The sequence below is a fragment of the Actinacidiphila sp. bgisy167 genome, assembly GCF_057707665.1.
Genome location: NZ_JBYIQP010000078.1, coordinates 1 through 18,332, shown reverse-complemented (window position 1 = coordinate 18,332; position 18,332 = coordinate 1). Strand labels below are relative to the sequence as shown.

The following is an 18,332-nucleotide window of genomic DNA, read 5'->3' as shown; positions in this document are numbered from 1 at the left end:
AGGCCCCCTGCGTTCGGGGCGCGAGCGCTACCGGGCACCGCCGTCCGGCTGCGGCAGGGGGGCGGTCACCGTGAAGACGGCGCCCTCGGGGTCCGCCACGGTCGCCTGCCGGCCGTGCTCGCTGTCGTGCGGCCCGCCGAGGACACCGCCGCCCAGTTCGCCTACCTGCTGGACGGCCTCGTCGGTGTCGGCCACCTGGAAGTACGTCATCCAGTGCGCCCCGCGGTCCGGCGGCAGGGACCGGCCGACACCGCGGACGCCGCCGACCGGACGACCGGCGAGGTGGAGGGTGAGGTGGTCGGTGCCGGCGGAGACCAGCGCGTCGGCCTCCAGTCCGAAGACCGTCGAATAGAACGCGCCGACCTGCGCGGTCTCCCGGATGGCCAACTCGTTCCACACCGGCGCGCCCGGCTCGCCGAAGATCTCGGTGCCCCGGTGGCGCCGAGCCTGCCACACCCCGAACACCGCGCCCGCCGGGTCCGAGGCGACGGCCAGTCGTCCCGCGTCGTCCGCGTCCAACGGGCCGACGCCCACCGTGCCGCCGCAGATCCGGATCAGCTCGGCGGTCTTGTCGGCGTCGTCCGAGGCGAAGTAGGTCGTCCAGGCGGCCGGCAGGTGCCGGTCCCGGGGCAGTTCGCCGATGCCCGCCACGCTCTGACCGCCCAACGTGGCGCGTACGTACGGGCCCAGTGCGTGCGGACCGGGACGGAACTCCCAGCCGAACAGGTGACTGTAGAACTCCTGTGTGGCCTCGACGCTGCGAGTCAGCAGGCTGACCCAGCACGGTGTGCCGTGCGGGTGGCGGTTCCCTACCTCGGTCATCGATTCTCTCCTGGGAAGCAACGCTCGGGCTTGCCGGGGACGTGCCGCAGCGATGCTCGCACCACCGGGTGTGCCGCGGACCGGAACCGCGCCGCAGGTTTCCCGCGCCGGGGGACCACAATGGGCTCATGCATCCTGTCATCACCGTAACGGAACTGGCCGCGCTCCCGAAGGGCTCCTCAGGAGGCGCCACGCTTCTGGATGTCCGCTACCAACTCGGGGGCCCGCCCGGCCGTCCCGCCTACGAGGCCGGGCACCTGCCCGGCGCGCACTACGTCGACCTGGAGACCGAGCTCGCCGGGGCGCCCGGGACGGCGGGGCGTCATCCCCTCCCGGATCTCGCGGTGTTCACGGCCGCCATGCGCCGCGCGGGTGTCGGCCCGGACCGCGACGTCGTGGTCTACGACGGCCATCTCGGCTGGGGCGCCGCCCGCGCGTGGTGGCTGCTGCGATGGGCCGGGCACGAGCGGGTACGCGTCCTGGACGGCGGGCTGGCGGCTTGGACGGCGGCCGGACTGCCCCTGGAGACGGACGTTCCCCCCGACGAGAACGGCGAGTTCACCCCCGCGCCGGGCGCGCTTGCCGTGCTCACCGCCGACGACGCTGCGGCACTGGCGCGGCGCGGGGTCCTCCTGGACGCCCGGGCGCCGGAGCGCTACCGGGGCGAGACCGAGCCCATCGACTCCGTCGCCGGTCACATCCCCGGCGCGGTCAACGCCCCGACCACGGAGAACGTCGACCCGGGCACCGGTGTCTTCCTCGCGCCTGACGAACTGGCGAAGCGCTTTGGCGCGGTGGGCGCCACGCCCGGGGCCGAGGTCGGCGTGTACTGCGGCTCCGGCGTTTCCGGAGCCCACGAAGTGCTGGCCCTGGCGATCGCCGGAATCCCCGCGGCGCTTTACGTCGGCTCCTGGAGCGAGTGGTCGAGGGCGGGCCGCGACGTCGCGACGGGGCCGCAGCCGGGCTGACGCGGCGTCGGCGCCGGCGCAGCCGCGCCGCCACGCGAAGGAGCACGCCGGGCACCGCGCGAAAGACCGCTCGAAGGAGTGCACCCAGGAGCGAGCCGAGGACCGGACCGAGTCACCGCCTGACAGCGCGGTGCCTCAAGGCCGGTCCCGGTCATTCCTGCTTCTTGCGCCGGCTTCCGAAGACGATCTCGTCCCAGCTCGGCACCGTCGCCCGTCGCCCCGGCCGGACCCCGTCCGCCTCGGCCTGTCGGTCGGTGGACCCGACCAGCCGGTCGCGGTGGGCGCCGACGGAACGCGGCATCAGGACGTCGGCGTACGCGGATCCCGCTCCGGCGCTCGCGGCGGGAGCAGGCGGCGCCTCCTCCTCCACGGACGTGTCGTCCTCCGCAGCCGGCGTGTCGGGGGAGGGCGGCCCCGCCTGGGCCGGCACCACCATGTCCCCACGGAAGCTCGGGACCGCCTCCAGAAGACTGGTCAGGGAGTCGCGCTCCTCCTCCGCCCGCTCCTCGGCCGTGCGTTCGGCCCGGTCCGGGCGCTCCGGCCGGTCGAGCACACGGTCGCGCGGGAGCCGTGCGATCCGCGGCACGAAGGGGTAGCTCGGCTCCTGCGCCTGCTCCTGGGTGGTCTCGCCGATGAGCGCGCGCGCCTCGTCGTCCACGGCCTGGACGAGCCGGCGGGGCGGGTCGTACGTCCAGCTCGCGGAGTGCGGTTCGCCGGCCACCCGGTAGACCAGGAGCACCTCCCAGGTGCCGTCGTCACGGCGCCAGGAGTCCCACAGGATGCTGTCCTTCTCGGCGCCGCGCAGCAGCAGCCGCTCGGCGACCGCCTCGCCGAGCTGTGGACCGGTGCTCTCGCCCTGGCGCCGCACCGCGGTCTTGCGGGCGCGCTCGGCCATGAACGCGCGCTCCGCCAGCACGGGGCCCTCGAAGCGCCGCACGCGCTCCACTGGGATCCCGGCGAGCTGGGCGACCTCCTCCGCGGTGGCGCCGGCTCGTATCCGCGCCTGGATGTCGCGCGGGCGCAGATGGCTCTCGACCTCGATCTCGATCTGGCCCAGCCGCGCACGGTCGTTGCGGATGGCGGCACGCAGGCGTTCGTCGATCGGGAGTGTGTACTCCGTGCTGTCGGCAGCCTTGAGCACCAGTCGTGTGCCGTCGTTGCTGACAGCCACGACACGCAGTTCGGGCACGGTTACCTCCCGGGTGGTGCCTGCCGACGTCACGTGCGTCGCTGCTCCCGATGGACGAGTGTGACCTGCCCGGGTGCAGCCTGCCACAACCTTGCTGAGTTTCCCGGCGTGTCGGGCATGTGCCGTGACGCGCCGTTATGGCACGGTTACCTTTTCGCGACGCTGGATGATCACATGCCTCACCCGGCGTCACATGTCTCCGGTTCGATCGACGGCACCCCGGGACGAGTGCGCCGCCTCCCCCCGGAGCAAGGATTTGTCACAGTACTCCATTCGGGCCACGTCGGTGGGGCGCCGCGCCGTCGAACTTCGTGCCCGCCAAGGGAGTTGGGGCAGAATCTTCACAAAATCCCCACATGGGAACTTATTCGCCGAGCACGCGCCGCAGGTAGTCGTTGCGGAACAGCCGGTCCGGGTCGAGCCGGTCGCGCAGGGCGGTGAACTCCGCGAAGCGCGGATAGACCTCGGCGAAGTAGTCCGCGTCCCGCGAGTGGATCTTGCCCCAGTGGGGGCGTCCCTGATGGCCGGTCATGATCTGTTCGACCGCGGTGAAGTACTCCTGGTACCGGCTGCCGCGGTACATGTGCACGGCGACGTAGGCGGTGTCCCTGCCTGAGGCCGTGGACAGCGTGATGTCGTCGGCCGGGGCGACCCGCACCTCCACGGGGAAGCTGATCCTGAACTCCGACGACTCCACCATGGACTTCAGTTCGCGCAGCACCTCCACCGCGGCCTCGCGCGGCACCGCGTACTCCATCTCGACGAAGCGCACGCGGCGCGGGTGAGTGAACACCTTGTACGGGATGTCGGTGTAGGTGCGGGCCGACAGCGCCCGGCTGGAGATCTGGGCGATGCCGGGGATGAGGGAGGGCGCCGCCCGGCCGACCGCGCAGGCAGTGTGGAAGACCCCGTTGGAGAGGAACTCGTCGTCGATCCAGCCGCGCAGCCCCGGGACCGGGGCCGCGGGCCCCTGGCTGCGGTTGTTCCGCTTCGTGTTGCAGCCGTCGGTGTGCGGGAACCAGTAGAACTCGAAGTGCTCGTTCTCCTGCACCAGTTGGTCGAACTCGGCGACCACCCGGTCGAAGCGCATGGGCTCCTCGCGCGCGGTGAGCAGGAACAGCGGCTCCACCGCCAGGGTGATCGAGCCGACCACGCCGAGCGCGCCCAGCCCGATCCGGGCGGCGGCGAAGACCTCGGGGTTCTCCTCCGCCGAGCAGGTGAGCACCGAACCGTCGGCGAGCACCAGCTCCAGCGCCTTGATCTGGGCGGCTATGGAGCCCGAGTCGCGGCCTGTGCCGTGGGTTCCGGTGCTGGTCGCGCCGGCCACGGTCTGCTCCATGATGTCGCCCATGTTCGTCAGCGACAGTCCTTCGGCGGCGAGCATCGCGTTGAGGTGCTTGAGCTGGACGCCCGCTTCCGCCGTGACCGTGCCGGCCTCGCGGTCGATGCCGCGCACTGCCGTCATCCGCTCGGGCCGGATCAGGACGCCCGAGGTCGCCGCCGCCTGGGTGAAGGAGTGCCCGGTGCCCACGGCCTTGGCCGGGAGCCCGTCCTCGGCCGCCTTGCGGACCACGGCCGCCAGCTCGTCCACGGAGGCCGGGGACTGCGTCCGTGCGGGCAGGGCCCGTACGTTTCCCGCCCAGTTACGCCATGCGGCCTTCCCGGCGGTCCTGTTCGTCGAAGCGATGCGCACGCGTCCCCTCCAGCTCCGGCGCCGGCTCCAGCCGGCGGTACCCCAGGAAGGCCGCCGCCACGGCGAGCGCCGCGGCGGAGGCGGGTACCACGAACGCGGTCCGGGCCCCCGCCTCGTCGATCACCCACCCGGCGAGGGACGCGCCCAGCGCCACACCGACCGCGAGCCCCGTGCTCGTCCACGTCATGCCCTCGGTCAGCTTCGCGCGCGGTACCAGCTGCCCGACGAGGGCCATGGTGGTGACCATCGTCGGTGCGATGGACAGGCCCGCGACGAACAGCGCCACGGCCAGGAACGGCAGGTTCCCGACCAGTAGTGGCGGGATCATACTCACGCCCATGGCCGCCACGCCCAGCAGAAAGCGGCGGGAGGCCGTTCCGGCCGGCTTCATCAGGCCGAAAAGCACCCCCGCGAGGCAGGACCCCGCCGCGTACACCGCCAGCACCAGGCTTGCCGCGGCCTTGTGGCCCTGCTCCTCGGCGAAGGCCACGGTGTTCACGTCCACGGCGCCGAAGACGGCCCCCGTCGCGACGAAGGTCAGCACGAGCACCCGCAGCCCGCGGGAGCGCAGCGCGGAGCCGCTTGTGTGCTGCCCGCGCGGGTGCGGCGGCGGTTCGGTGGCCCGCTGCCCGGTGAGCAGCCAGACCCCGGTCGCCAGGAAGAGGACGGCCAGCAGCGGCCCCGCCTCGGGGAACCAGACAGTGCACAGCCCGATCGACAGGATGGGGCCCACGATGAAGCACACCTCGTCGACGACGGACTCGAAGGAGTAGGCGGTGTGCAGCAGAGCGGGAGAATCCCGGTGGATCATCGCCCACCGCGCCCGCACCATGGCGCCCATGCTCGGGGTCGTCCCGGCCAGCGCCACGCACACGAAGAGCGTCCAGTCCGCGGTGCCGGTCCGTACGCACACGAGCAGGCCGGCCACCGCCAGGACCGTGATCGCGGCGGCCGGCCGCAACACCCTGCGCTGGCCGTGGCGGTCGACCAGGCGGGAGACCTGCGGGCCCAGCACCGCCGCGGCGAGTGCCAGGGTGGCCGCGAGGCCGCCCGCGATCCCGTAGCGGCCGGTGACCTCGGACATCATCGTCGTGATGCCGATGCCCAGCATGGACAGCGGCATCCGGCCGACGAAACCCGCCGCTGAGAAGCCCCTCGTCCCCGAAGTGGAGAAGATCGCGCGATACGGACCGGACACGGGTGCTCCACGGCTTCGTCGCCGACGTCTCAAGGGGCTGAAGTAAGGAATGTGACTCCCTCAGACAGCTTACAAAGCGAGCGCAAGCGGTTTTCCCGGTTCCTCGGCCGCCTGCGCCGGGTGGCAGGATCGGAACATGTCCGATCAGACCGATGCCGGCACCGCCGTTCCGTACGACGCACTGCTCCTGCTGTCCTTCGGAGGGCCCGAGGGGCCCGATGACGTCGTCCCCTTCCTGGAGAACGTCACGCGCGGCCGTGGCATCCCCCGCGAGCGCCTGAAGGAGGTGGGGCAGCACTACTTCCTCTTCGGCGGGGTCAGCCCCATCAACGCGCAGAACCGCGAGCTGCTCGCGGCGCTGCGCGAGGACTTCGCCGAGCACGGCCTCGACCTCCCCGTCTACTGGGGCAACCGCAACTGGGCCCCCTATCTGACCGACACGCTGCGCGAGATGGCCGACGACGGCCACCGCCGCGTGCTGGTCCTGGCGACCAGCGCGTACGCCTCGTACTCCGGCTGCCGGCAGTACCGCGAGAACCTCGCCGGCTCCCTGGCCGTCCTCGAGGCCGAGGGCCGCGCCGTGCCCCGCGTGGACAAGCTGCGCCACTACTTCAACCACCCCGGCTTCGTCCGGCCGATGGTCGACGCCGTGCTGGCCGCGCTCGCCGAGCTGCCCGAGGACGTCCGCGACGGGGCGCACCTGGCCTTCACCACGCACTCGATCCCGACCGCGGCCGCCGACACCTCCGGGCGGCCCGAGGACCACACCGAGGACGGCGCGGGCGGCGCCTACGTCGCCCAGCACCTGGACACGGCCCGGGTGATCGCCGACGCGGTGCGCGAGGCCACCGGCGCCGACCGCCCCTGGAAGCTCGTCTACCAGTCGCGCAGCGGCGCCCCTCACATCCCCTGGCTGGAGCCCGACATCTGCGACCACCTGGAGGAGCTGCACGCCGGCGGCGCTCCCGCCGCGGTCATGGTGCCGATCGGCTTCGTCTCGGACCACATGGAGGTCAAGTACGACCTCGACACCGAGGCGAGGGCCAAGGCCGCCGAGCTGGGTCTGCCGGTCGCCCGCGCCGCCACCGTGGGCGCGGACCCGCGCTTCGCCGCGGCGGTGCGCGAGCTGGTGCTGGAGCGCGCCGCCACCGAGCGTGGCCTTGCCCCGCAGCGGTGCGCGCTGGGCGCCCTCGGGCCGAGCCATGACGTGTGCCCGGTGGGCTGCTGCCCGGCACGCGCCCCCCGGCCCGCGGCCGCGGGCGCCGAGTGACCGACCCGATCGAACGCACGAGGAGTGCCGTGACCGACCACCTCAAGGACGAACTCCTAGCCGTGGCCCTCGAGGCCGCCCGAAGGGCGGGGGAGCTGCTGCGCGACGGCCGCCCCGCCGACCTCGGGGTGGCCGCCACCAAGAGCAGTCCGATCGATGTCGTCACCGAGATGGACATCGCCGCGGAGAAGCTGATCGCCTCCTTCATCACCGAGCGCCGGCCCGACGACGGGCTCCTGGGCGAGGAGGGCGCCAGCGTCCAGGGCAGCAGCGGGGTCCGGTGGGTGGTCGACCCGCTGGACGGGACCGTGAACTACCTCTACGGCCTGCCGTCGTGGGCCGTGAGCATCGCGGCGGAGCTGGACGGCGAGACGCTCGTCGGGGTCGTCGAGGCACCGATGCGCGGTGAGAGCTACCGTGCGGTGCTGGGCCGGGGCGCCTGGGTGGGCGACCGGCGGGCGGCCGTCCGCCCGGCGCCGCCGCTGGACCAGGCGCTGGTCGGCACCGGCTTCGGCTATCTGAAGGAACGCCGGGCGGCCCAGGCGAGGGTACTGCGCGAGCTGGTGCCGCTGGTGCGGGACATACGCCGGGGCGGATCCGCCGCCATCGACCTGTGCGACGTGGGCTGCGGCCGCCTCGACGCCTACTACGAGCGCGGCCTCAACCCGTGGGACTACGCGGCGGGCGCCCTGTTCGCCCGCGAGGCCGGCGCCCTGACCGGGGGGCGGCCGGGGGCGCCGGAGTCCACGGAGCTCACCGTCGCGGCCCCGCCGGGAGTGTTCGAGCCCCTGCAGCGGCTGGTCGACGAACTCGGCGCCTGGCACGACTGAGGACGCCGCAGCCACCACGCCGCGTCCGCGGCCCTGCCCGGGTCGCCCGGTGCACAGCCGGGGCGGGCACGCGAACGCCCCGGCACCTGTCAGGGTGTCCGGGGCGCGGCGTCTCGGCTTGCCGTCCGCGTGGTCTCAGACGACTTCGGGCAGTACCTGGACGCCGTGCTCGGCGGCGAGGCGGTGCAGGTCGGCCAGTTCGGCCTCCTCGACCTCGGCCAGGAAGTCGTCCCCGTCCTCACGGGCGCGCAGGAGGTCGGATTCGGTGCTGTGTATGCGCTGCAGAATGCCAGTGGTGAACGCGTCCATCGGGTGGCGCCCCCTCGTCGTCGTCGGTTGACACAGGGATATGCGGGGGCCGTGCGACGCGCGGGTCGTTCGCAAGGCCTCGTGTGGGGACCCCTCTGACCGCACAGCGGCACCGCCACGGGAGTCGCAAACGCCCGGCGGGCACGATCAGGGGTTGCAGTCGTCCTCCCCAAGCCCACCGGAAGGGAAACCTCCGGGACGCGAACAATCGTCGCCGACTGCTTCGCAGGCCGCGCGGACGGGCACCGCGGGTCGACGGCACTCGCCCGGCGGCGTTGCCGTCGGTCGCCGCAGTTCCGCTCTGCGTCCCCCTTCTCCGCCTCGCCGGACTCGGCCCTCGACCCGCTCCTTGCCCGCCCCACCCGTCCGCGTGGCCTCTTACCCCTGTTTTACGGTCCCGCGGTGCAGGATGGAGGGGCGTTCGGCCTGCACAGGCGGGCCGTGCACGGCTCTTTGAGAGTGCCTAGGGAAGGAACAGCGCCTTGCGCGTACTGGTCGTCGAGGACGAGCAACTGCTCGCCGATGCGGTAGCCACCGGACTGCGCCGTGAGGCCATGGCCGTCGACGTCGTCTACGACGGGGGAGGGGCCCTGGAGCGGATCGGGGTCAACGACTACGACGTCGTCGTCCTCGACCGCGACCTGCCGGTCGTCCACGGGGACGACGTGTGCCGCAAGCTGGTGGAACTCGGGCTGCACACCCGGGTGCTCATGCTGACCGCCGCCGGCGACGTCAGCGACAGGGTCGAGGGTCTGGAGCTGGGCGCCGACGACTACCTCCCCAAGCCCTTCGCCTTCACCGAGCTCACGGCCCGGGTGCGGGCCCTGGGACGGCGTACGACCGCGCCGCTGCCGCCGGTGCTGGAGCGCTCCGGGATCACGCTCGACCCCAGCCGCCGTGAGGTGACCCGGGACGGCCGGCAGATCCACCTGGCCCCCAAGGAGTTCGCGGTGCTGGAGGTGCTGCTGCGCAGCGAGGGCGCCGTGGTCTCCGCGGAGCAGCTGCTGGAGAAGGCCTGGGACGAGAACACCGACCCCTTCACCAACGTCGTACGGGTCACCGTCATGACCCTGCGCCGCAAGCTCGGGGAGCCTGCGGTGATCCTGACCGTCCCCGGCTCCGGATACCGGATCTGATCCGCCGTGCCCGCGCCCTCGTCCTCGCCGACGACCCCGTCCGCCCCACAGGCCATCCCGCCCAAGCCCACCTGGGACCCGAAGCCGGCCGCCCGGCCGATGCCGCTGCTGCGCCCCACGATCCGGATAAGGCTCACCCTGCTCTACGGCGGCATGTTCCTGATCGCCGGAGTGATACTGCTGTGGATCATCTACATGCTCGCGGCGCAGGCGATCCGCCAGGGCACCGAGGCGCAGTTCCACGTCGAGGCGGGCCGGCTGTCGCTCACCGGGCTGTGCCCCGAGCTGCCCACCGGCCCGACCAATCCGGACGCCTTCAACAAGGCCTACGTCCACTGCCTGGCGGTTCAGCGCGAGACCGCGCTGAACGTCCTGCTCAAGCGCTCGCTGTTCGCGCTCGTCGGTCTGGCCGTGCTCGCCTTCGCGTTCGGCTACCTGCTGGCCGGCCGGGTGCTGGCGCCGCTCGGCCGGATCACCCGCACGGCTCGAGGTGTGGTCAGCTCCGACCTGACCCAGCGGATCCACCTGACCGGCCCGGACGACGAGCTCAAGGAGCTGGCGGACACCTTCGACGACATGCTGGAGCGCCTGGAGCGGTCCTTCGACGCCCAGCGCCGCTTCGTCGCCAACGCCTCCCACGAGCTGAGAACGCCGCTGGCGATCACCCGCACGCTGCTGGAGGTCCAGCTCGCCGACCCAGGCGCCTCTCCGGACATGCGTCAGCTGGGCAAGAACCTGCTCGTCACCAACACACGCAGTGAACAGCTGGTGGAGGGCCTGCTGCTGCTCGCCCGCAGCGACAACGAGATCGTCGACCGCAAGCCGGTGGATCTCGCGGAGGCGGCCACCCAGGCGCTGGAGCAGACCCGCGGCGAGGCCGACGCCAAGGGTGTGGAACTGCGTGCCGCGCTGGGCGAGGCAGTGGTGCAGGGCAACGGGGTGCTGCTGGAGCGCATCGCGCTGAACCTGGTGCAGAACGCGGTCCGGTACAACGTCGCGGAGTCGGGCTGGGTCGAGGTCACCACGGGTGTCGAGCCGGGAGCCGCCTTCCTGACGGTCGCCAACACCGGGCCCGTCGTCCCCGCGTACGAGATCGACAACCTGTTCGAGCCCTTCCGTCGGCTGGGCACCGAGCGCACGGGCAGCGACAAGGGCGTGGGCCTGGGCCTTTCCATCGCCAAATCCGTCGCCCGGGCCCACGGGGGCAGCATCTCCGCGGTTCCCCGAGAAGGGGGCGGCCTGGTCATGCGGGTCGTCATCCCTGTGTGACCTGCCCCACGACACTCCCGGCGGCTTGTTCGCTTTGCGCTGAATTTCACTGTCCGGGCGCGGCCTGGGCATGCTGTGAGCGATCACACAAGCGATTCCGGCAGCGGGTACGCTACGTGATCGCACCCCGTGAAAAAGAGCGGAAAAATCCATGTTTCCGCAGGTCATGATCACGGGAAGTACACGTGGAGGCGCGAGCAAGGTGCGACAAGAGGTCCGTTTCCGGTCATCACCGACAGCGGATGCGATCACCTCTTCGGGGGTGCGGTTGGGTGTCGATTGAGTAACGGCACTTGATGTAAGGCAAAATCTCCGCTTCGGGCCGGGCACAAGACCGGCCTCCCATGCGTTACGTGCGCTGGAGACACCGCAGACACCCAGAGGGGGAGAGCGATACATGGCTACTGATTACGACACCCCACGCAAGACCGACGATGACGTCAACGAGGACAGCATCGAGGAACTGAAGGCCAGGCGGAACGACAAGTCGACCTCCACAGTCGACGTTGACGAGTTCGACCAGGCCGAGTCCCTGGAGCTGCCCGGGGCCGACCTCTCCAACGAGGAGCTGTCGGTCCGGGTGCTGCCCCGGCAGGCGGACGAGTTCACCTGCATGAGCTGCTTCCTCGTGCACCACCGCAGCCAGCTGGCCACGGAGAAGAACGGCAACCCGATCTGCCGCGACTGCGCGGCCTGACGGGCAGCCGGACCGTGGCGAGCGACGACGAGCGGGGCCATGAGGCCTCGCTCGCGGGCGCAACGCGGGGGCCGGCGGGCGAGCTCGCCCACTCCCGTCATCGCGGGCGTGCCGCGCGGGCGCGCGCACGCGCCAAGGCGGCGCTGAACACCTTCGTCGACGGGCTGCTCGAGACGGCCCCGAGGGTGCCCGTCAGGGACCTGGAGACGCTTCGCCGCCAGTTCCCCGGGCTCGGGCCCGAGGAACTGGCCGACAAGCTGGTGAGCGCTGCCACATTGGGCACCGCGACGGTCGGCGCCGGCATCGGCGCCGCCGCCATGCTGCCCACTCCGCCGGCCATGCCGGCGGAGCTTGCCTCGGAGACCCTCGGGGTCGCCCTGGTCGAGTACAAGCTCATCGCCGAACTGCACGAGGTGTACGGCCTGCGCGCACCGGGCACGCTCCGGCAGCGGTCGGTGATGTACCTCGCCGAGTGGACGGAGCGGCGCGGGATCGACTTCTCCAAGCCCTCCACGCTGAACATCGCCCTCGGCGGCAGGATGAAGCGCGAGCTGCGCCAGCAGATGATGAAGCGCACCATGCGCAATCTGCCGACGCTGACCCCGTTCATGATCGGCGCGGCCGTCGGGGCCGTGATGAACCGGCGCGACACCAAGAAGCTCGCCGAGCAGATCCGCAAGGACCTGCGTGCCCGCCAGGTGCCCTGGGGCCTGCTGTCCGCCCCCGAGGAGCCCCCTCCCGCACTCGGGCCGGGCGACTGACCCGCCGGGCGACTGACCCGCCGGGCCACGGCCGCCCCGTGCCGGGGCGCAGCGGTGCTCGGGGCGGTGACCGGCCGCGCCGCTCAGCCGGGAAACTCAGACGCGTACGTCCCGCAGGGCCGCCGCCAGGCGCTCGGGCGAGCGGGTCGACAGGTACAGATAGGGTGTCGGGTCGTCCGGATCGGTGACCTCGACCTTGAGCGCCGTCGGCACATAGGCGCGCAGCAGCATGAAGGCGCGCGGATCGGCCTTGTACGACCGCCAGGCCGCGGCCTCCTCCCGGTCCAGCACCGTGGCCTCGCCGAGTGCGGTCACCGGGATCTTGGCGTCCCCGGCCACCAGCGAACCGGCGACCACCCGCAGCCGCGGGGAACCGTAGGCGCTGACCAGGGCCGCTCCGGCGGCCGTGCCGCCCACCAGCCCGCCGAGCAGTGCCAGGGGCCCGAGGGGCAGCAGGATCAGCGCCAGTGAGACGCCCGCGCCGACGGCGAGGCCCCACCACGAACGCGGCGCGGTCAGCCGCTCCTCATAGGTCATGACGCTCATGACACCAAGCTTGTCACGCCGCCTTGTCAGCGCCCGCCCCGGGACCGCAGTCGTGTCAGCGCGTGCGCGGCGCGCGGGGGGCGCCGCAGCCCCGTGGCGACCTGCTTGGCCCAGTCGGTCGCGGCCGTGGGCAGAGCGGCGTCCAGGACGGCGGAGGACCGGGCTTCGGCGCCCACCAGATAGCGCGGGAGCGGCCGGGGCGCCGTGAGCGCCTTCAGGACGGTGCGTGCCACCGGGCGCGGCGAGGGACGCTCCCGCTTGACCGATTCCTCCGCGGCCTCGTACTGGTGGCGGTACGCGGAGTTGCGGCGTTGGGGCAGCCTGCTCGTGCCGCGCTGCCAGATGTCCGTGCCGTACGCGCCCGGCTCCACCAGCACGACCTTGACCCCGAAGGGGGCCGCCTCCATCCGCAGCGCGTCCGTCACCGCCTCCAGGCCCTGCTTGCTGGCGCAGTACCAGCCGAGCAGCGGCATCGAGACCCGCCCGGAGACCGCCGAGATGTTGACGATCCGCCCCGCCCGCCGGGTCCGCATCGTCGGCAGCACCAGACGGGCGATGCGCGCGGGGGCCACCAGATCGGTCTCCAGCTGCCGGCGCACCTGCTCGTCGTCGACGTCCTCGATCGCACCGGGCTGGGCGATCCCCGCGTTGTTCACCACGGCCCACGGGCCGCCGTCCGTCATCGTGGCGATCTCGGTGAAGGCCCGGACGCACGACGTGGCGTCCGTGACGTCCAGCAGCACGGTGCGCACCGACGCCCCGGTGCGCTCGACCACCTCCCGCAACCCCTGCGCCCTCTCCTCGCCGCGCACCGTCCCGATGACGTCGAAGCCGGCATGGGCCAGCTCGAGGGTGGTGGCGAGGCCGATCCCGCACCCGGCTCCTGTGACGACGACGGACCTGGGGGTCATGTGGTGCTCCAAGGGGAAGGTGCTGCGGTGGCGGAGGGCCGCGGGGCCGCAGGGACAACGGCCGGGCGACGGGAAACGATCCCGCAGGAGGGTAGGGTCTCCCGCGTGAGTGGAGCTACGACCGACGCGGGCCCGGAACGTGCGGGCCTGACACCGCCGCCCGACGCCGTGGCGCCGGAGCGGCACCCCGACGCCCCCGCCCCCGGGCAGCCGCTGGGCGCGCACTACGACCACTGCTTCGGCTGCGGTGGGACGCAGCCGCACGGCCTGCACCTGGAGGCGCGGGCCGGCGAGGGCGTCAGCGTGACCGCCGAGTTCACCGTGCAGCCCGCCCACCAGGGGGCTCCGGGCCTGGCGCACGGCGGCGTGCTGGCCACGGCGCTCGACGAGACGCTCGGCTCACTCGCCTGGCTGCTGCGCACCATGGTTGTGACCGGCCGCCTGGAGACCGACTTCGTGCAGCCGGTGCCGGTGGGCGCCACCCTCCATCTGGAGGCCCGGTGCACCGCCGTGGCAGGGCGCAAGATCTACTCCACCGCGGTCGGCCGGATCGGCGGCCCGGACGGCCCGGTCGCGGTCCGTGCGGAGGCCCTGTTCGTCGAGGTCAAGCTGGAGCACTTCACCGACAACGGCCGCCCCGAGGAGATCCGCGCCGCGATGACCGACCCCGACCAGGTCAAGGTCGCCCGCGCCTTCGAGGTGAACCCGTGACCGACGGTTCCCGTCCCCCGGTCGACGTCCTCATCCACCGTTCGCACGAGGACGTCCCGATTCCTTCGTACGGGCACCCGGGCGACGCCGGCGCCGACCTCGTCACCACCGAGGCGGCCGAACTGGCCCCCGGGGAGCGCGCCGTACTGCCCACAGGAGTCTCGATCGCGCTGCCGGAGGGCTACGCGGCCTTCGTGCACCCCCGCTCGGGCCTCGCCGCGAGGTGCGGAGTGGCCCTCGTCAACGCCCCCGGAACGGTTGATGCCGGGTACCGTGGGGAGATCAAGGTGATCGTGGTCAACCTGGACCCGCGCGAGAGCGTACGGTTCGCAGCAGGGGACCGGATCGCCCAACTGGTCGTCCAGCAGGTCGAACGGGTCCGCTTCCACGAGGTGGCGGAGCTGCCCGGTTCGGCACGGGCGGCAGGGGGCTTCGGCTCCACGGGGGGGCATGCCGCGGTGGATGGCTCGCCGGTCGTTCCGTCCGGCAATGGATACGCATCGGTCATCGCTGACCGGGAAGGACAGTGACGTGTTCCGTCGTCGTCGCAAGGAGCGCGGAGACGCCCTCGACGAGCTCGCGGCCGAGGGCCCTGACGAGCTGGCCGAAGACGCCGAGGAGTCGGACGACTCCATGGAGTCCCGTCGGTACAACCTTCCGCCCGCTCCCAGGCCGGACGGTCCGTGGGACGTGAGCGAGGTCAGGGACCCGGCCGAGGGCCGGGTCGACCTGGGCGGCCTCTTCGTACCCGGCGTGCAGGGCATGGAGCTGCGCGTCGAGGTGGCCGGCGAGTCCATCGTCGCCGCGACCGTGGTGCTCCGGGAGAGCGCCGTCCAGTTGCAGGGTTTCGCCGCCCCCAAGTCGGAGGGCATCTGGGGCGAGGTCCGTGACGAGATCGCGTCCGGCATCACCAAACAGGGCGGCATCGTCGACGAGGTCGAGGGCCCGCTGGGCTGGGAGCTGCGCGCCCAGGTCCCGGTGCAGCTGCCCAACGGCGCCAACGGCGTGCAGGTCGTCCGCTTCGTCGGCTGCGACGGGCCGCGCTGGTTCCTGCGGGGTGTCATCTCCGGGCAGGGCGCCGTCCAGCCGGAGACCGCCGGCCTGCTGGAGCAGATCTTCCGCGACACCGTCGTCGTGCGCGGCGATTCGCCGATGGCGCCGCGCGACCCGATCGTCCTGAAGCTGCCCAACGACGCCCAGATGGTGCCCGAGGGCATCGCCCAGGAGGAGGGCGGCCGCTTCTCGGACGGCATCGACCCGATGCGCCGCGGACCGGAGATCACCGAGGTGCACTGACGCCTCGCTTTTCCGGGGCCACGCGCCCCGGCCACGTCGATACGCCCGTGGGCCGACCTGTGAGAGCAGGGCGGCCCACGGGCGTTTTCGCAGGTCAAGGGCTATGGCATCAAGGGCACGTCAAGGCGCTGCCCGGCGGCGTATGGAAGCCGTCAACCGCCGTCCGCGCGCGGCGGGAAGGCGGTTCCCTGGCCTGGTCAGCGTGTCATCCGCTAGCTGGGGAGCACACGATGGCCGACCTGGTCCTCGTCATCGTCACGATCGCGGTCTTCGCCCTGGTGGCCCTCATCGCCAAGGGGGTGGGGAAGCTGTGAACGCGGAGAACATCGCGGGTCTCGTCGTCGCCGTCGCCCTGCTGCTCTACCTCGTCTGGGCGCTCGTGCGGCCCGAGAGGTTCTGAGGAGCGGACATGGGCCCCCTCACCGCCGAGGTGCTCCAGGCCACCGCGCTCGTCGCGGCTCTGGCCCTGGTGTACCGCCCCTTCGGCGACTACATGGCCGCGGTCTACGGCTCCGACCGGCACCTGCGCGTCGAGCGGCTGGTCTACCGCTGTTTCGGCGCCGATCCGGACGCACAGATGCGCTGGCCGTCCTACCTCAGGGCGGTGCTCGTCTTCTCCGTCGTGGGCGTGCTGTTCCTGTACCTGTTCCTGCGGCTCCAGGCACACCTCCCGCTGTCGCTGGGCTTCGCGGACATCCCGCCCGCCCAGGCCTTCGACACCGCGGCCTCGTTCGTGACCAACACGGACTGGCAGTCGTACATGGGCGAGAACTCCATGGGCAATGCCGCGCAGACCGCGGGCCTGGCCGTGCAGAACTTCGTCTCGGCGGCGGTCGGCATGGCGGTGGCGGTGGCGCTGGTCCGCGGCTTCGTCCGGTCCCGCACCGGCGAGCTCGGCAACTTCTGGACCGACATGGTCCGCGGCACGATACGCGTCCTGCTGCCCGTGGCCTTCGTCGCCGCGCTCGTTCTGGTGGGTTTCGGGGCGATCCAGAACTTCGCCGGCTGGCACGAGATCACCACCCTCGCCGGCGGCCACCAGACGCTGACCGGCGGCGCAGTGGCCTCCCAGGAGGCCATCAAGGAGCTCGGCACCAACGGTGGCGGCTTCTACAACGCCAACTCGGCCCACCCCTTCGAGAACCCGGACGCCTTCACCAACCTCTTCGAGATCTTCCTGCTCCTGGTGATCCCGGTCTCGCTGACGCGCACCTTCGGGAGGATGGCCGGCAGTCCCCGGCAGGGCTACACGCTCCTCGGCGCGATGGGCCTGATCTGGGCCGGCTTCGTCACCCTGATGACCTGGGTCGAGACCGTGCACCCCGGTGCGGCGAACCGGATCGCGGGCGCCGCCATGGAGGGCAAGGAGCAGCGCTTCGGCGTCGGCGCCTCCTCCCTGTTCGCGGTGAGCACCACCTTGACGTCGACCGGCGCGGTCGACGCCGCCCACTCCTCCCTCACCGGCCTCGGCGGAGGCATCGCCCTGCTCGGCATGATGCTCGGCGAGATCGCTCCCGGCGGTGTCGGCTCCGGCCTCTACGGCATCCTGGTCATGGCGGTCATCGCGGTGTTCATCGCCGGCCTCATGGTCGGACGGACCCCGGAGTACCTGGGCAAGAAGATCGGCACGCTGGAGATCAAACTCGCCGCCCTGTACATCCTGGTCACCCCGGCCGTGGTGCTCGTCTTCACCGCCCTGGCGATGGCCCTGCCGACACCACGGCACTCGATGCTCAACAGCGGGCCGCACGGCTTCTCCGAAGTGCTGTACGCGTACACCTCCGCGGGCAACAACAACGGCTCCGCCTTCGCGGGCCTGAGCGCCGACACGCAGTGGTACAACACCACGCTCGGCATCGCGATGCTCCTCGGCCGCTTCGTGCCGATGGTCTTCGTCCTCGCCCTGGCCGGATCGCTCGCCCGGCAGCAGCCGGTGCCCGCGGGCGCGGGCACCCTGCGGACCGGGAAACCGCTTTTCGCGCTCCTGCTCGTCGGCGCGATCCTGATCATCACCGGCCTGACCTACTTCCCCGCACTCGCCCTCGGCCCGCTCGCGGAAGGCCTGTCATGAGCCGCGCGACCACCTCCACCCCCGCTGAGGAAGCCATGTCCACCGACACGCCCGTGCTCGCCCCCGAGGAAGGAACGGCACCCCAGGCCCCCGGCGCGGGCCACGGCGCCCGTGTCTCGGGCGGACTCTTCGACCCGGCGCAGCTTCTGCGGTCACTCCCGGACGCGCTGCGCAAGCTCGACCCCCGGGTGATGGTCAGGACGCCCGTCATGTTCGTCGTCCTGATCGGCTCGGTGCTCACCACCGCTCTGGCGGTGCTCTCCCCGGCCGACGGGTTCGGCTGGGCGATCGCCGCGTGGCTCTGGCTCACCGTGGTCTTCGCCAACCTGGCGGAGGCCGTGGCCGAGGGCCGCGGCAAGGCGCAGGCGGAGACCCTGCGCCGGGCGAAGACCGGCACGGTCGCCCGGCGGCTGGACAACGGCGCGGAAGCGCGCGTCCCCGGCACCGCGCTGCGTGTCGGCGACCTGGTCGTCTGCGAGGCGGGCGAGGTGATCCCGGGTGACGGCGACGTCGTGGAGGGTGTCGCGTCGGTCGACGAGTCGGCGATCACGGGCGAGTCGGCCCCGGTCATCCGGGAGTCCGGCGGTGACCGGTCGGCGGTGACGGGCGGCACCAAGGTGCTGTCCGACCGGATCGTCGTCCGCATCACGACCAG

At 72.1% G+C, this 18,332-nt stretch carries 20 protein-coding genes; 13 read left to right on the top strand and 7 right to left on the bottom strand.

Annotated features, from left to right (window positions below):
- Positions 1-27: 27 nt before the first annotated feature.
- Complete coding sequence (locus AC3ET4_RS24620) at positions 28-822, bottom strand: VOC family protein (RefSeq protein WP_431952975.1); 795 nt, start codon at positions 820-822, stop codon at positions 28-30.
- Positions 823-950: 128 nt separating this feature from the next.
- Between AC3ET4_RS24620 and AC3ET4_RS24615 the strand changes: the two genes are divergently transcribed.
- Positions 951-1,790 carry a sulfurtransferase gene (locus tag AC3ET4_RS24615; RefSeq protein ID WP_431952973.1) on the top strand — a complete coding sequence of 280 codons (840 nt, stop codon included), beginning with the start codon at positions 951-953 and terminating at the stop codon, positions 1,788-1,790.
- 151 nt (positions 1,791-1,941) lie between these two features.
- Here AC3ET4_RS24615 and sepH read toward each other — a convergent pair whose 3' ends face one another.
- The 3 genes from sepH to AC3ET4_RS24600 all read right to left on the bottom strand — a co-directional run bounded on the left by sepH (position 1,942) and on the right by AC3ET4_RS24600 (position 5,870).
- Positions 1,942-3,012, bottom strand: coding sequence for a septation protein SepH (gene sepH / locus AC3ET4_RS24610; RefSeq protein WP_431952971.1), 1,071 nt, complete (start codon positions 3,010-3,012; stop codon positions 1,942-1,944).
- A 331-nt stretch (positions 3,013-3,343) separates the two neighbouring features.
- A complete protein-coding gene (locus AC3ET4_RS24605) occupies positions 3,344-4,666 on the bottom strand; it encodes a D-arabinono-1,4-lactone oxidase (RefSeq protein WP_431952999.1) in 1,323 nt (440 codons plus the stop codon).
- Positions 4,623-5,870: an MFS transporter gene (locus tag AC3ET4_RS24600; RefSeq protein ID WP_431952969.1), complete on the bottom strand. Its 1,248-nt coding sequence runs from the start codon at positions 5,868-5,870 to the stop codon at positions 4,623-4,625. The genes AC3ET4_RS24605 and AC3ET4_RS24600 overlap by 44 nt, the downstream gene beginning before the upstream one ends.
- A gap of 136 nt (positions 5,871-6,006) precedes the next feature.
- Here AC3ET4_RS24600 and AC3ET4_RS24595 point away from each other — a divergent pair, with 136 nt between their 5' ends.
- Entirely contained in the window at positions 6,007-7,140 is a 1,134-nt protein-coding gene (locus AC3ET4_RS24595; protein ID WP_431952967.1) for a ferrochelatase, read from the top strand.
- 29 nt (positions 7,141-7,169) lie between these two features.
- Positions 7,170-7,970, top strand: coding sequence for an inositol monophosphatase family protein (locus AC3ET4_RS24590; RefSeq protein ID WP_431952965.1), 801 nt, complete (start codon positions 7,170-7,172; stop codon positions 7,968-7,970).
- A gap of 135 nt (positions 7,971-8,105) precedes the next feature.
- On the opposite strand, the gene AC3ET4_RS24585 is transcribed toward AC3ET4_RS24590, so the two are convergent.
- Positions 8,106-8,279, bottom strand: coding sequence for a hypothetical protein (locus AC3ET4_RS24585; protein WP_431952963.1), 174 nt, complete (start codon positions 8,277-8,279; stop codon positions 8,106-8,108).
- 482 nt (positions 8,280-8,761) lie between these two features.
- Between AC3ET4_RS24585 and AC3ET4_RS24580 the strand changes: the two genes are divergently transcribed.
- The 4 genes from AC3ET4_RS24580 (at position 8,762) to AC3ET4_RS24565 (ending at position 12,142) form a co-directional block, all read left to right on the top strand.
- The gene (locus AC3ET4_RS24580) at positions 8,762-9,415 is read left to right on the top strand and encodes a response regulator transcription factor (RefSeq protein WP_431952961.1); all 654 of its coding nucleotides are present in this window, start codon (positions 8,762-8,764) and stop codon (positions 9,413-9,415) included.
- A gap of 6 nt (positions 9,416-9,421) precedes the next feature.
- Positions 9,422-10,684 (top strand): sensor histidine kinase, encoded by a 1,263-nt coding sequence (locus tag AC3ET4_RS24575; protein ID WP_431952959.1) that lies wholly within the window; start codon positions 9,422-9,424, stop codon positions 10,682-10,684.
- A gap of 397 nt (positions 10,685-11,081) precedes the next feature.
- Positions 11,082-11,381: a DUF4193 domain-containing protein gene (locus AC3ET4_RS24570; RefSeq protein WP_018561848.1), complete on the top strand. Its 300-nt coding sequence runs from the start codon at positions 11,082-11,084 to the stop codon at positions 11,379-11,381.
- Between the two features lie 14 nt (positions 11,382-11,395).
- A complete protein-coding gene (locus AC3ET4_RS24565; RefSeq protein ID WP_431952957.1) occupies positions 11,396-12,142 on the top strand; it encodes a hypothetical protein in 747 nt (248 codons plus the stop codon).
- A 96-nt stretch (positions 12,143-12,238) separates the two neighbouring features.
- Here the strand turns inward: AC3ET4_RS24565 and AC3ET4_RS24560 are convergent, their stop codons facing one another.
- Positions 12,239-12,688, bottom strand: a complete 450-nt coding sequence (locus AC3ET4_RS24560; RefSeq protein WP_431952955.1) for a DUF3093 domain-containing protein — start codon at positions 12,686-12,688, stop codon at positions 12,239-12,241.
- A gap of 26 nt (positions 12,689-12,714) precedes the next feature.
- Positions 12,715-13,599: an SDR family oxidoreductase gene (locus tag AC3ET4_RS24555; protein WP_431952953.1), complete on the bottom strand. Its 885-nt coding sequence runs from the start codon at positions 13,597-13,599 to the stop codon at positions 12,715-12,717.
- 105 nt (positions 13,600-13,704) lie between these two features.
- On the opposite strand from AC3ET4_RS24555, the gene AC3ET4_RS24550 reads away from it, so the two are divergent.
- From AC3ET4_RS24550 to AC3ET4_RS24525, 6 genes are all read left to right on the top strand, one after another.
- On the top strand, positions 13,705-14,310 hold the full coding sequence (locus tag AC3ET4_RS24550; protein ID WP_431952951.1) for a PaaI family thioesterase: 606 nt from the start codon (positions 13,705-13,707) through the stop codon (positions 14,308-14,310).
- Positions 14,307-14,840 (top strand): dUTP diphosphatase, encoded by a 534-nt coding sequence (dut, locus tag AC3ET4_RS24545; RefSeq protein WP_431952949.1) that lies wholly within the window; start codon positions 14,307-14,309, stop codon positions 14,838-14,840. Before AC3ET4_RS24550 ends, dut begins: the two co-directional genes overlap by 4 nt.
- 1 nt (position 14,841) lies before the next feature.
- Positions 14,842-15,606 carry a DUF3710 domain-containing protein gene (locus AC3ET4_RS24540; RefSeq protein ID WP_431952947.1) on the top strand — a complete coding sequence of 255 codons (765 nt, stop codon included), beginning with the start codon at positions 14,842-14,844 and terminating at the stop codon, positions 15,604-15,606.
- A gap of 310 nt (positions 15,607-15,916) precedes the next feature.
- Complete coding sequence (kdpF, locus tag AC3ET4_RS24535) at positions 15,917-16,006, top strand: K(+)-transporting ATPase subunit F (RefSeq protein WP_431952945.1); 90 nt, start codon at positions 15,917-15,919, stop codon at positions 16,004-16,006.
- Between the two features lie 9 nt (positions 16,007-16,015).
- Complete coding sequence (kdpA, locus tag AC3ET4_RS24530; RefSeq protein WP_431952943.1) at positions 16,016-17,677, top strand: potassium-transporting ATPase subunit KdpA; 1,662 nt, start codon at positions 16,016-16,018, stop codon at positions 17,675-17,677.
- 35 nt (positions 17,678-17,712) lie between these two features.
- On the top strand, positions 17,713-18,332 hold a 620-nt coding region (locus AC3ET4_RS24525), incomplete at its 3' end, for a P-type ATPase actuator domain-containing protein (RefSeq protein ID WP_488175958.1).

What these genes read in the sequence shown, in the direction of transcription:
- AC3ET4_RS24620 (WP_431952975.1), bottom strand. Translation starts at nt 822, where the DNA reads ATGACCGAGGTAGGGAACCGCCACCCGCACGGCACACCGTGCTGGGTC.
- AC3ET4_RS24615 (WP_431952973.1), top strand. Translation starts at nt 951, where the DNA reads ATGCATCCTGTCATCACCGTAACGGAACTGGCCGCGCTCCCGAAGGGC.
- AC3ET4_RS24595 (WP_431952967.1), top strand. Translation starts at nt 6,007, where the DNA reads ATGTCCGATCAGACCGATGCCGGCACCGCCGTTCCGTACGACGCACTG.
- AC3ET4_RS24585 (WP_431952963.1), bottom strand. Translation starts at nt 8,279, where the DNA reads ATGGACGCGTTCACCACTGGCATTCTGCAGCGCATACACAGCACCGAA.
- AC3ET4_RS24570 (WP_018561848.1), top strand. Translation starts at nt 11,082, where the DNA reads ATGGCTACTGATTACGACACCCCACGCAAGACCGACGATGACGTCAAC.
- AC3ET4_RS24560 (WP_431952955.1), bottom strand. Translation starts at nt 12,688, where the DNA reads ATGAGCGTCATGACCTATGAGGAGCGGCTGACCGCGCCGCGTTCGTGG.
- AC3ET4_RS24555 (WP_431952953.1), bottom strand. Translation starts at nt 13,599, where the DNA reads ATGACCCCCAGGTCCGTCGTCGTCACAGGAGCCGGGTGCGGGATCGGC.
- kdpA (WP_431952943.1), top strand. Translation starts at nt 16,016, where the DNA reads ATGGGCCCCCTCACCGCCGAGGTGCTCCAGGCCACCGCGCTCGTCGCG.